This window comes from Solibacillus cecembensis, from assembly GCF_050272495.1.
GTDB classification, from domain to species: domain Bacteria; phylum Bacillota; class Bacilli; order Bacillales_A; family Planococcaceae; genus Solibacillus; species Solibacillus cecembensis.
This window is the reverse complement of record NZ_JBNNMF010000045.1, coordinates 1-12235: the sequence shown is the minus strand read 5'-3', so window position 1 is coordinate 12235 and position 12235 is coordinate 1. Positions and strand designations below refer to the sequence as shown.

At 39.4% G+C, this 12235-nt stretch carries 6 protein-coding genes, 15 tRNA genes and 1 rRNA gene; 1 reads left to right on the top strand and 21 read right to left on the bottom strand.

Annotated features, from left to right (window positions below; translation table 11 throughout):
- Positions 1–126: 126 nt before the first annotated feature.
- The 5 genes from ACQKIH_RS21850 to abc-f all read right to left on the bottom strand — a co-directional run bounded on the left by ACQKIH_RS21850 (position 127) and on the right by abc-f (position 9047).
- A complete protein-coding gene (locus ACQKIH_RS21850) occupies positions 127–582 on the bottom strand; it encodes an SRPBCC family protein (protein ID WP_057988382.1) in 456 nt (151 codons plus the stop codon).
- 4 nt (positions 583–586) lie between these two features.
- Positions 587–2227, bottom strand: a complete 1641-nt coding sequence (locus ACQKIH_RS21845) for an FAD-dependent oxidoreductase (protein ID WP_427768880.1) — start codon at positions 2225–2227, stop codon at positions 587–589.
- Positions 2228–2456: 229 nt separating this feature from the next.
- Positions 2457–3392 (bottom strand): AEC family transporter, encoded by a 936-nt coding sequence (locus ACQKIH_RS21840; protein ID WP_427768879.1) that lies wholly within the window; start codon positions 3390–3392, stop codon positions 2457–2459.
- A 111-nt stretch (positions 3393–3503) separates the two neighbouring features.
- Complete coding sequence (locus ACQKIH_RS21835) at positions 3504–7199, bottom strand: S-layer homology domain-containing protein (protein WP_427768878.1); 3696 nt, start codon at positions 7197–7199, stop codon at positions 3504–3506.
- Positions 7200–7406: 207 nt separating this feature from the next.
- Positions 7407–9047: a ribosomal protection-like ABC-F family protein gene (gene abc-f / locus ACQKIH_RS21830; RefSeq protein ID WP_427768877.1), complete on the bottom strand. Its 1641-nt coding sequence runs from the start codon at positions 9045–9047 to the stop codon at positions 7407–7409.
- A 407-nt stretch (positions 9048–9454) separates the two neighbouring features.
- Between abc-f and ACQKIH_RS21825 the strand changes: the two genes are divergently transcribed.
- Positions 9455–10468, top strand: a complete 1014-nt coding sequence (locus ACQKIH_RS21825; RefSeq protein ID WP_427768876.1) for an S-layer homology domain-containing protein — start codon at positions 9455–9457, stop codon at positions 10466–10468.
- A 283-nt stretch (positions 10469–10751) separates the two neighbouring features.
- Here the strand turns inward: ACQKIH_RS21825 and ACQKIH_RS21820 are convergent.
- The 16 genes from ACQKIH_RS21820 to rrf form a co-directional block, all read right to left on the bottom strand.
- Positions 10752–10823, bottom strand: a tRNA-Glu gene (locus ACQKIH_RS21820).
- 1 nt (position 10824) lies between these two features.
- Positions 10825–10899: transfer RNA gene (locus tag ACQKIH_RS21815), tRNA-Asn, on the bottom strand.
- A 6-nt stretch (positions 10900–10905) separates the two neighbouring features.
- A tRNA-Ile gene (locus ACQKIH_RS21810) sits at positions 10906–10982 on the bottom strand.
- Between the two features lie 13 nt (positions 10983–10995).
- Positions 10996–11068, bottom strand: a tRNA-Phe gene (locus tag ACQKIH_RS21805).
- A 12-nt stretch (positions 11069–11080) separates the two neighbouring features.
- A tRNA-Asp gene (locus ACQKIH_RS21800) sits at positions 11081–11156 on the bottom strand.
- A gap of 3 nt (positions 11157–11159) precedes the next feature.
- Positions 11160–11234, bottom strand: a tRNA-Met gene (locus ACQKIH_RS21795).
- A 39-nt stretch (positions 11235–11273) separates the two neighbouring features.
- Positions 11274–11366, bottom strand: a tRNA-Ser gene (locus ACQKIH_RS21790).
- An 11-nt stretch (positions 11367–11377) separates the two neighbouring features.
- Positions 11378–11453 (bottom strand) — tRNA-Ala (locus ACQKIH_RS21785).
- 15 nt (positions 11454–11468) lie between these two features.
- A tRNA-Pro gene (locus ACQKIH_RS21780) sits at positions 11469–11545 on the bottom strand.
- Between the two features lie 22 nt (positions 11546–11567).
- Positions 11568–11644, bottom strand: a tRNA-Arg gene (locus ACQKIH_RS21775).
- Positions 11645–11667: 23 nt separating this feature from the next.
- Positions 11668–11756, bottom strand: a tRNA-Leu gene (locus tag ACQKIH_RS21770).
- A 6-nt stretch (positions 11757–11762) separates the two neighbouring features.
- Positions 11763–11837: transfer RNA gene (locus ACQKIH_RS21765), tRNA-Gly, on the bottom strand.
- A 42-nt stretch (positions 11838–11879) separates the two neighbouring features.
- Positions 11880–11955 (bottom strand) — tRNA-Lys (locus ACQKIH_RS21760).
- Positions 11956–11961: 6 nt separating this feature from the next.
- Positions 11962–12037: transfer RNA gene (locus tag ACQKIH_RS21755), tRNA-Thr, on the bottom strand.
- A 13-nt stretch (positions 12038–12050) separates the two neighbouring features.
- Positions 12051–12126, bottom strand: a tRNA-Val gene (locus ACQKIH_RS21750).
- Between the two features lie 10 nt (positions 12127–12136).
- A 5S ribosomal RNA gene (rrf, locus tag ACQKIH_RS21745) occupies positions 12137–12235 on the bottom strand; the annotation flags it as partial.

Here is a 12235-nt window from a genome sequence, read left to right as displayed (position 1 = left end):
AAAAATTAAACGGCTTAAGCCCTCTAGAATACAGGGTTCAAGCCGCTTAAAGTATTTTTATTATTTCCGCTGTCTACTTGACAGGGAGCAGTTCATTGCATCAAAAGTGGCTTTTTCATTTTCAAATTATACCGGCACGTTATTATCTTCACATAATTTTGTAACGATTGCCTCTGTCAATTCTGTTGCTGTTTGTGGCACGAACTTCACTAAAATTTGATTGACCATTGGCCCCATCATACCACCAGCCGTAATATCTAAGTTCCCTGTCATCAACGTTTCATTGTCACTAACTTTTTCAGCTTTGAAATAGCCGCCACCTTTAAAATTATCGGATAAACCGGATAAGTCAAAAATGACTGCTGAAGGCTCATTCCACTCTTTAATGTCAATTTTTAGTTTGACCGTTTTCTTCATGAATCCTAAATCACCTTTGAAAGCCCATGTCGATTCATTTTCATTAAGTATTTCATGTTCAATATAGCCTGGTACTAATGGCGCCCAGTTGTTCATGTCTTGTACAAATTCCCAAATCGTTTCAATACTTAATGGCACGCTTAATGTATGTGTTCCTTGTGGCATATTTTTATACCTCGCTTTTTACTAAAGTTGTTTTTGCTGCATGTTCCCCTGCTAAGAAACCAAATACCATCGCAGGTCCAATCGTTCCCCCTGCACTCGGATAGATTGGGCCAAGTGGATTAGCTGATGCATTGCCCGCTGCATATAAGCCTTGAATTGGCTGCCCTGCAAAATTGATTACTCGTCCATTTCCATCAATTTTTGGTCCACCATTTGTACCTAATGCACCTAAATAAATTGGTAATGCATAAAATGGTCCTTTTTCAATTTTCCCTAGGTTGGCCTCGGGATTTCCACCGCCACCCGTTAAGTTTTCAAATTGAATCGTACCGCGGTGGAAATCTGGGTCTTCCTGCTGCTCACAGTACCCATTCCACTTTGCAACCTCATCTATTAAGTTTTCTGCATTCACGCCTACTTTTTCAGCTAACTCTTGCAATGTCGCTGCTTGGTCTACCCAATCCGGAGCTGGATCACCCGGTGTCATCGTAATAATTAGTTCACGATCCTTTAGCTGCTGGTCAAATATTAGCCAGACCGGAGCTTCATTGGGAAACTCAATGTTCACTGGATCAAAGTTAAAGAATGTACGTGGCAAATCATTATAAGTTGTTCCTTCATGTGCAAAACGACGACCATGCTTGTTTACAACAATCGAGTTCGGGCCGTTACGTCCGTTACCTAATTGCGCCATCACATTGTCCTCATACTCAAACTTTGGATCAACCATCGCTGGGTACCAACAAGCTTCACTCATATTATCAAGTGCCGCGCCAACTTTCATCGCCATCATTAACGCATCGCCCTCATTTCCTGGAGGTGAAACAGGATGCGTAATGTCCATCTTTAAAAATGCTTTCGTTAATTGTTTATTCCACTCAAAGCCACCTGAAGCTAAAATGACGCCATTATTTGCTTTGAAGTATTTCTTTTCACCTTCTGAAGTTTCAGCAATCAAGCCAATCACTTCTCCGTTTTCCCCCATTACAAGCTCTTTACCCGCAGTATTTAATAATGTCTCAACACCGCGATCCAAACATGCTTTAAATAAAGAAGCAACTAGTGAGCGCCCCATTGTAACAATATTGTTTTGCATACGTTCCGCAACTACTGTGAAATCAATACCACCAATCGCACCGCCTTCTTCCAATGTTAGTGGTGGGAAAATTGGATTTTGGCGCAAATGCATGCCCCAGTCGCCAATTAAATTTAAATCAAACGGTACCGGATCAAGTGAACGTGTCCCATCTTTTAATGCTTCATCTAAATTTCGATAATATTCTGGATAAGTTTTTGGCGTTTTAAAACGAACTTGCGCTTCTTCATCTAAAAACTTGAATATTTCATGACCTTTATCTACAAATCGCTCAATCATGCTTTCTTCCGCACGACCGAGAGTTAATCGTTTTATAAATGCAATTACTTGCTCACGGTTGTCCGAGAAGCCTTGATCTTTCATATAGTGATTTAATGGAACCCATGGTACACCGCCAGAATAAGCCGTTGTACCACCAATTTGATGCGTTTTTTCAAGTACTAACACAGATGCACCATTATCCGCCGCTGCAATTGCTGCCGATAATGCCGCGCCCCCTGTCCCTAGAACGATTACATCTACTTCTTTCTCCCATTGAATGTTTTGCATCGCATTCTCTCCCCTTTTATGAAATGATAGTAATGCTATCAAAAACAATTATGTTGTATTATTCGGAAAATTTCAACATAAATTATCTCATTTTATGCTAATTTAATAATTAACTGACTTGAAATGTCGAATATAATCAAAACATCATATAAAAATATAAAATGGTATAGAAATTGTGTTTTACGCTTGTAATTTCTATACCATTCATTTTTATTTAATTGGAAATCTCTTAATTTAACACAAATATAAAATTCGACATGTAAATAACGACCGTCACTGTGAGGCAACTAATAATCGTTGAAAATAAAACAGTTTGCGCCGCTGTATCCGATTCGACATCATATTCTAAAGCGAGACTTGCACTATTACGTGACGTTGGAAATGCACTAGCAATAAATAAAGATTGTGCCACTACCCCATCCAATCCAAGCGCAAAGATGACAAGCAATGCAATAGCAGGTCCAACCAATAAACGTGTAAAGCAGCTGACAAAAATCATTTTATTAAACATCGACCGTATTTCGATTTGCGAAAGTTGCGCACCAAGTGTAATTAATGCAACCGCCACAAAGCCATTTGCAATATGCTCTAGAGGAATGCTAAACGTATCTGGTATAGGTACATTCAAGTAATTAAGTACCCCACCTAAAATAAGCGCATGCACAATCGGCATCTTCAAAAAATCGAGGACTATCGCGATGCCAGACTTCGTAGAGGAAATTAAATTGTATAACCCATATGTATACGTCACCATATTTTGGAAAATTACCATAATGACCTGAATTGCTACACCAATCGGGTTCGTAGCAAAAATCATTTGCGCAACAGGAATACCATAATTCCCTGAGTTGATGAGCACGACACTGTTTTTAAATACCGCTGCTTCTTTTCGTTCCAGCTTTAGGACCTTCGCTAACAAGTGACTCAATAGCATTTGACTCCCCATAAAAAGTACGATAAAGAGTGTAATTTGCCCGATTACACTTACTTCAATCGACGTTTCATAAATATTAATAAAGACCGCTGCTGGCATGAAGCAATACGTAATTAAATGGGACAATGCCTTTAAATTAAAATTGAACTTCTTCTGCAAAATTGCGCCAATGAAAAGCAGTATTAAAATAGGCGCAACAATTTTGAAAAAAATCATTGATAAATATTCCACAACGCAACCTCCCTAAAAATATATCCATATTCTTCTATATAATATTATATGATTAGACAATTACAAATGCAAAAGCACAGCGTATAAACCGCTGTGCTTTTGTAGTGAAGATTATAAATACTCGATTGCGTTTAATGCCTTGTATAACATTTCGGCAAACTGTGCTCTCGTTAACTTTTGCTCTGGATTAAATTGACTTGAAGCAGTGCCATCCACAACATCGAATAATTCCAAAATCGCGATACTTTGACGCGCTTCATATGTTAAATGAGAAACGTCTCTAAAATTTGTCTTTAATTCATTATAAGCAAGTGACAAATCTTGATTTAAATAGCGGTACATATTGGCTATGATAATCGCTGCTTCCTGACGACTCACTGCACTATGCGGACTAAATTGCTGCGCCGTCACTCCGCTCATAACACCTGCTTCTAATAAGCCTTGTACATAGCTTGAAGATACCGTCGACTTTAAATCGTTATATTTTGTCGCTTTCGTACTTGAAACATCGAGCGCTTTCGCAAGTAATGTCGCAACATCAGCACGTGTCACACTTTTATTCGGAATGACTGACTTACCTGATGTTGAATACGTAATGCCGCGCTTCGCTAATTCACGAATACCTGACGCACTCGTGCTCGCTGATGCTAAATCCGAATACGTTGTTTTGCTATTGCTCGCTGTAAAAGTCCCGCCTATTTTTGTGCGAATAACAAAATTAGAGCCTTCTACTTTATAGCTTGCTGGTGTTGTCCCATTATTATCGGTACGTTGCACAGCCATTGATGAAGTCCCATCTAATGTACGCATTGGGATTCGAATCTCGACAAAGTCTGAAAACACTTGCGCCGCTTGTCCTTCTGTAAAGCTAATAATTAATTTATCATTGTCTACAGTCATAGACACTCCAACCGCTGCAGATGTCCCTTTAATATCCGCTGTCGGAATTAATAGTTCGATTCCTTCCGCTGTCAACATCATCGTCTTATCTGCTACATTCTTAACTTGTGAAGCCTCAATCTTTGTCGTATATCGACCGTTATAATAAGCCATTTCCTCATATGGTGACCACGTCGTATCTGGTTGTGAATAAGCAAAGGAACTCGAATCATCTGGAATATACAACGAGTCATACTTAGGTTTCTCTAGTTCAATGCCCCCTGGTTTAATCGCGTTAATGTAATCTGGATAGTACGTAAAAATTAACCCTAAATAATCTGGGTCATTCCACATCGTTTCAAGGCGACGTAATTTTTCATACGTTTTGACATGTCTTTTCGCCTCATAAGATAATGAATTATAATACGCGCGCGCCTTCGCAATTTCCGCTGTGGACGAGGTACGACTAATATTCGCCATATAGGCATCAAATGCTGCAGCTTGTAATTTTGCCTCTTTAACAACGGTATTTTGATATAAAATATTTCTTTCCGCATCGATTAATTTTTGTAAATTCGTTACATACGTTTTCGCCAAATCACTAAGCGCATTATACGCCAGTCGAACATCTTTAATTTGAGCTTCTGTATAGCTATTTGTAATGCGATTAATGCGGTCAATAACGACTTGCGCCTCTTTTTTCGCCTGGTCCGTCTGTTCTTTCATGCTATTTTCATAAGAGACAAGTAAATCTAACATCTTTTTGGACACTAATTTTTTCGCATTTTCATTTAACGCTTCGTATGCCGCACGCACCTCTGCAATGGCTGTTGGCGTAGATTCATCATTCAGTGCAAGGATCTTTTCCTCTACTAAACGAGCCGCTTCTTTGTCAGCAAGTTCGGTTTCCTTACCATCGAGCTCTGCCAATAGCTGTGCAATTTTTTCATAGTCCACTACTAATGCTCGTGAAGATTCAGGCAATGCGTCGTATGCATCTTGAGCTGCTTGAATTTGATCTTTTGTTGATTTTGAGTTAAGGTCCTTGATTAATTTGTTGACGCGGTCGATGGCAGCTTTCTCTGTACCTACCTTTGCCCATAATGCTTCGAGTATTGCGGCATTTGTAACTTGTGATTTAGCATCAGCAAGCGCGATATATTGATCATATACTAGTTTTACCTCGGCATATGTTGAGGTATCTGATAAACCATTGATTGCTTCGATTATTTTTTGGATACGTTCCTCTAAATCTTTAGCTTCAATTCGCTTTTCTTGATCAAGTAAATTAGAGTCATTAACAAAACCCCTATAGATTGAATTAGAATTAAGTTTGTTCCATTCAGCTCTTACTTTTAAAATATCTTCCCTAGAAGAATCTATATTTAACTTATTAATTTTATCTTGAATGTCTTGAATTTTTCCAACTGTATTATTAAATTCCACTAGCTTTTCTTTAAGTTTATCTGGGATTAATACTTGCTTACCCTTTAGCTCAACAAATGCACTATCGGCTGATGCAACGGCACTTTCTAAATCACCGAAACTTGTGTAATTATAGTTTAAAGCATTAATCGCATCTATGACCTTATCTACTTCTTGTCTATCAAAATTCTTTAATTCATTTAAATCAATCTCTTTTTTCGAACCTTTTATTGTATATTCTAGCATGTCCGCTTTTATTGAAATCGAGTCAATTGGTTCCTTTATTATTAACTGTAACTTTTTAGTATTAATATCATATTGATATAAATTTTTGTTATCTGCGTCATTAATAAAATATAAATACTCTATATCAATTGTCGTACTGTCGCCTGTTGTATGTTTATAATAAAGTATCTTTCCAACTCCGGATTTTGCGTCCTTATCAATTGTTGTTGGTGTTCCAGATAGATTATCTAATTTAAGCTCTTTGATTTCTGCATTGTTTTTCCCATCAGCATAATACATGGCTTTATCCGTTTGAACGGGATTTTCAATTTTTTCAAATGCCTTGAAAGCTTTTCCCCACTGCGTAATATCAATACCATTTGCACCATAATCAATTTTACTACCTATCGTTGTATTATCCGCTAAGAAGTAACGGTATTTAATATTTGTACTATCTTTAATTGAATTATCATTTTCAGCAACATCTAAGTGATACCATTCCTGTTTTCCCCCATTGTTCACTTGTACTAAATTCCATGAATGTAGCTCGTTGCTATCAGACTTTCCTGATACGTAACGAACCTCTAATCCTGCTTTCTTTAAAAGCTTGTACGTCCAAAGTGCATACATATGAGCAGAACCATTTTTATCTGATAAAAACTTCCCGACATTATGATTAGTTGATGAAATATAATAATTCCTAATTGTATAATCATGGATTGCTTTTACTTTTCCTGCATCAGTATTAATATTCAATAAAATGGAATCACCTGTAGTACTTAGCAATTTATCTACTGATGCGTCGAGGTTTTTCAATTCTTCTGGAGTAGCAAAGTAATTAAAAGAAAACGCTAATTCCACTGAACCTGTACCATCACCTGTTTCCGTAGGATTTACACGAACATTATTAAACATTCCGTACAACATCGTATTATCAATTGAAGCTGTATCAGTTGTTGTCGTACCGTTTATATTCGTTTTCAAACCTTTAAAAATCGCTTCGATATCTGTTTTATACGTTGCAACATCCGTTCCCGTATAAGTAATCGTAAATCCTTTTGTAAGTTTATCCATCTCATTTAAAATACCGCTTTTTAACTTATCTCTTGTTGTAGCAGTAATTGTTGGTAAACTCACTTCATCCGCAAAAGTCGAAGTCCCAACAAATTCATTTTTAATTTCAAACGGAACTACTTCCGCCGCCTGCACTTGTCCCGCAACAATTACCGTCGCAGGAATTGCGAGCATTGCAGCAAGTATTTTTTTAGATTGATTCATCTAGTTAACAGCCCCTCTTCATTTTCTTTATGTATTCGTTAAAACAAACATAATTGTCATTACTCTTTATATCGACATTTATCACTAGTTTTAGAATACCATATTGGATGAAATTTGGAATTTTCTTTTATGATTGTTCCTCATCATTACGTGGGTGTTTCCATTCGCAAAAAAAGGAAGGTTAGAAATATCCAACCTTCCGTAAATTCATCCTTTTTTAAGCGCATTAATTTGCTTTGTCAGCTCTAAAAACTGAGTATCCAACTCCGAATAGCTTGGATCTTTTGCCGTCATGAAACTTAGCTTCCCTAGCACTTCCTGACGTGCCGTTTCTAGATGCAATAGCTGCTCTTCCTTTGTATCCTTTTGCGTATTGGATTGACCAACTGCCCTCTTTTGAATCGCTCCATCTTGAATAACCAAATGCATATTCGCCAATTTATCAACAAAATATCGGTCATGCGAAACAAAAATCAACGTCCCCTTATACTCCGCAAGTGTCGCCTCCAGCTGCTCTCGTGACGGTAAATCTAAATGATTTGTCGGCTCATCTAAAATCAACACATCCCGATTTTCTAAAATATACTGCATGAGCTTACACTTTACGCGCTCACCCATACTCATATGGGCAATCGGTTCCTCCCACTGCTCCATTTGAAAACCAAGATGCCGCATTAAGTTTTGCACAAGGCCACGGTCTGCATAGTTATCCCGATGAAAAAGCATTGCAGGCGTTTGATGATCTGGTAAATCAAATACTTCCTGCGTTAAATAGCCAATATTCGTCGTAGGTGAAAACGACAGCTCGCCATCATAGGATTCTCTCCCTATAACCATATTTAAAAAAGTTGTTTTCCCACTTCCATTTGCCCCTACTAACGCCACACGCTCACCATGCAAAATCGTAAAATTAACCTGCTCAAAAAGACGTCGCTCCCCAAAATACTTTGACACATTTTTCGCCTGTAAAAATCGTTTTCCTAACTTGCTATTCGCTTGCAATGTAAAATTAACCGATTGCTCTTTCGCCACTTGCTCAACTTTATTTTTCTCAATTTCCTTTTCAATCATTTTTCGCTTCGACTTCACTTGGGCATCCATACGTTTTGCCTTGGTGCGATAATATTCTTTCGGAAATTCCTGCTTAGTAGAATCACGGTGCGCCTTTTGCGACCAAGAAGTGAGCGCATCCATTTGTTGTTCCAGCGTGTCAATTTTCTTTTGCTGCTTTTCATATGCACGTTGCTGCGTGTGACGACGCTGTTCCCGAACATCCATATAATGCGAGTAATTGCCTTGCTGCTCGATAAATTGCTGCTGTTCCAATGACCATATTTTTGTCGTCACCTCATCCAAAAAATACCGATCATGTGAAACAACAATAATCGTCCCCGGATACGTTTTAATTTGATCGATTAAATTTTGCATACTTTCCACATCTAAATGATTAGTCGGCTCATCTAATAATAAAATTTGCGGCTTTTGCGCAAATCCCCTCGCTAATCGGCGTTTCAATCGTTCCCCACCACTCAGCAGCTCATACGAAACATCTGGCACTTGCCACTGTGCGAGCAACACCGCTTCCTCTTCCATTATCTCCCCTGGCTGAAAATGCTGTTCTTCTTGCTGCACTACATATACAGTGGCATCCGGTTGAAGCCATTTTCGCTGACCACTCGTAAATGTTTGTGTTCCTGCAATTATATTTAATAAAGTAGATTTCCCGCTTCCATTCCGTCCGATAATACCAATGACCTCACTTTGCTTTATTGTAGTAGTCACATTTTCGAAAAGAATTCGGTCGGCTAACTCCATCGTTCCATGCTGTAATTTCAATAATTCTCTCATATATCTTACCTCCGCAATTTGGGAAGAAAAAAATCCCCCCAAAGTTTTCATTTGGAAGGATTAGCTGCTGTTCATATTTGTATAAAAAGACGCCAAAAAGCGCATAGCAAAAAGTCTTTTATACAAAATTATTGGAATTTGGGCATACTAATCCTATTTTTTGTTTGAAAAAAATTTTCAATTACTCAAAAATAAGATTAGATAATCATCGTCCACCCGTCACTCCCTTGATCATTTATAAATTCACTATAACAAATTCAAACGATGTTGTCATGAGCTGAGACAATCATTGCGGGAACTTTTGGAACATGCTACAGTAAAATAAAACCAATTTTGATTAATCACTTTAAGGAGGCTTTTCCATGAGGCGACACCATTACTACTTTCTAACTTTATTAATTTTGATTATGAGTTTTTCATTTAATACGAAGAGTTCTGCTGCAAAAACTTTATTTAAAGATGTACCAGCCCATCATTATGCATATGATGCGATTAAATGGGCCTATGATTTTGATATTATTGGTGGCTATCCAGATGGCACATTCCGCCCAACTCAATCAGTCACTGAGCAGCAATTTGCGAAGATTTTAGTTACTTATTTTGATTTAGAACCGGTCTCAGAAGAACTTAATAAATTCACGAAAAAGGAAACCGCTTCAGATCATTACTACAATACACTTGCTGCCTATCAAGTACCGATAAATGGATATTTTGATAATGATATTCGAGGACGTGCAGTTAGCCGTGGTCTCGTAGCACAAGCAATTACCCATGTAGCAGACGGCAATGCTACGCTAAATCAATCCATTCAGTTTTTACTCGACCACAGTATTTCTGGTGGGCAAAATCCAAAATATGAAAACACCAACTTAGCAAAATATTTCGGTGCCTCGAACAATTTAACACGCGCACAAGTCGTTGCATTTTTCTACAATTTACAAAACAAAAACTACTTCTATATTTCTGAGGATGCAGAGAATAGCTATGAAAACTTAGACGCTCTCCCGCTATACGTAAGAGCAAATGCTGCCCGCAAAACTGTGGATGCTTCCTTACGAGTCGGTAAAGATTGGTCAACCGTATCAAAAGAAAACTCTTGGGATGGCAACTACTTCTACTATTATAAATACGGACGTGGAGAAGCCGATTCAAGCCTTCGGGATTTGACGATTTCCTTTACCTCTAAAAAGGATTTCTACGTAGAATATGAAACATATGATGGCTATGCTACGGGATTTGTACAAGGTTACGCAACTGTGATATCCGATAAAAAAGCGATGCTATCTGAAACGGTTGCTGGTGAACGCTGTGTCATTGAGTTCCAAAAGCTAAACAACAATGCGATCAAAACGATTGAACACGATTGTGACAGCTCACGTCAACGTGAAACCAACTTTAATGGCATATTAAAAGTAAAATAAAATGGCAACCAGTGAGGACTTATCCTTACTGGTTTTTCTTTTTTATCAAGCACACTAGTATCCATTATCCATATTTAAAATATTTTGCTCCTATTTTACCTTTATAGTTCAATCAATTGAATAAACATCTCCTTCACTAACTGTATCTATTACTTAACCTGTTATATGCTTTCATCATCCAGTTATTGTAATGCCATACCTAGGAATTGGATAACAAAAAAGCTGTATGTAAACTCAAATTATGAGCTTACATACAGCTTTAAATACAAAATGTATTTTATTATGACCCGTACGGGATTCGAACCCGTGTTACCGCCGTGAAAGGGCGGTGTCTTAACCGCTTGACCAACGGGCCATGGCTCCGAAGGTAGGACTCGAACCTACGACCAATCGGTTAACAGCCGATTGCTCTACCACTGAGCTACTTCGGAAAAATATGGTGGGCCTAAATGGACTCGAACCATCGACCTCACGCTTATCAGGCGTGCGCTCTAACCAGCTGAGCTATAGGCCCCATTTAAAAGAGATGGGTCAGGACGGAATCGAACCGCCGACACTTAGAGCTTCAATCTAATGCTCTACCAACTGAGCTACTGACCCATTATAAAAAAATGGCGGTCCCGACCGGGATCGAACCGGCGATCTCCTGCGTGACAGGCAGGCATGTTAACCGCTACACCACGGGACCATTTGGTTGCGGGGACAGGACTTGAACCTGTGACCTTCGGGTTATGAGCCCGACGAGCTACCACTGCTCCACCCCGCGACAATATTACTTTATTCTGTTAAAAATTATTACTAAAAATGGAGGAGGTAGAGGGATTCGAACCCCCGCGCGGTTTAACCCGCCTGTTAGTTTTCAAGACTAATCCCTTCAGCCGAACTTGGGTATACCTCCGAAATAAAATATGGTGGAGCCTAGCGGGATCGAACCGCTGACCTCCTGCGTGCAAGGCAGGCGCTCTCCCAGCTGAGCTAAGGCCCCATATAATGATAATAATGGTCGGAATGACAGGATTCGAACCTACGACCCCTTGGTCCCAAACCAAGTGCTCTACCAAGCTGAGCTACATTCCGAACATGTCAATTAAATTTATAATGGCGCGCCCGGCAGGAGTCGAACCCACAACCTTCTGATCCGTAGTCAGACGCTCTATCCAATTGAGCTACGGGCGCTAAAATATCTATTAAAATAAAAATGGTGCCGAGGGCCGGAATCGAACCGGCACGGTGATCACTCACCGCAGGATTTTAAGTCCTGTGCGTCTGCCAGTTCCGCCACCCCGGCATATGTTGGAGCGGAAGACGAGGTTCGAACTCGCGACCCCCACCTTGGCAAGGTGGTGTTCTACCACTGAACTACTTCCGCATATGCTTAAGAATTTTTATTCTGACAATGTATTAAATTAACTGGTGAGCCATGAAGGATTCGAACCTTCGACCCTCTGATTAAAAGTCAGATGCTCTACCAACTGAGCTAATGGCTCTCTAAATGGTGCCGGCGAAAGGAGTCGAACCCTCGACCTACTGATTACAAGTCAGTTGCTCTACCAACTGAGCTACACCGGCATTTAGAAATAAATGGTGGAGGATGACGGGCTCGAACCGCCGACCCTCTGCTTGTAAGGCAGATGCTCTCCCAGCTGAGCTAATCCTCCTGGGTAATATGCCTAGCGATGTCCTACTCTCACAGGGGGAAGCCCCCAACTACCATCGGCGCTAAAGAGCTTAACTTCCGTGTTCGGTATGGGAACGGGTGTGACCTCT

Bases quoted from the DNA above. Each gene is read 5' to 3' on its own strand.
- ACQKIH_RS21850 (WP_057988382.1), bottom strand. From the start codon at position 582: ATGCCACAAGGAACACATACATTAAGCGTGCCATTAAGTATTGAAACG.
- ACQKIH_RS21845 (WP_427768880.1), bottom strand. From the start codon at position 2,227: ATGCAAAACATTCAATGGGAGAAAGAAGTAGATGTAATCGTTCTAGGG.
- ACQKIH_RS21835 (WP_427768878.1), bottom strand. From the start codon at position 7,199: ATGAATCAATCTAAAAAAATACTTGCTGCAATGCTCGCAATTCCTGCG.
- abc-f (WP_427768877.1), bottom strand. From the start codon at position 9,047: ATGAGAGAATTATTGAAATTACAGCATGGAACGATGGAGTTAGCCGAC.
- ACQKIH_RS21825 (WP_427768876.1), top strand. From the start codon at position 9,455: ATGAGTTTTTCATTTAATACGAAGAGTTCTGCTGCAAAAACTTTATTT.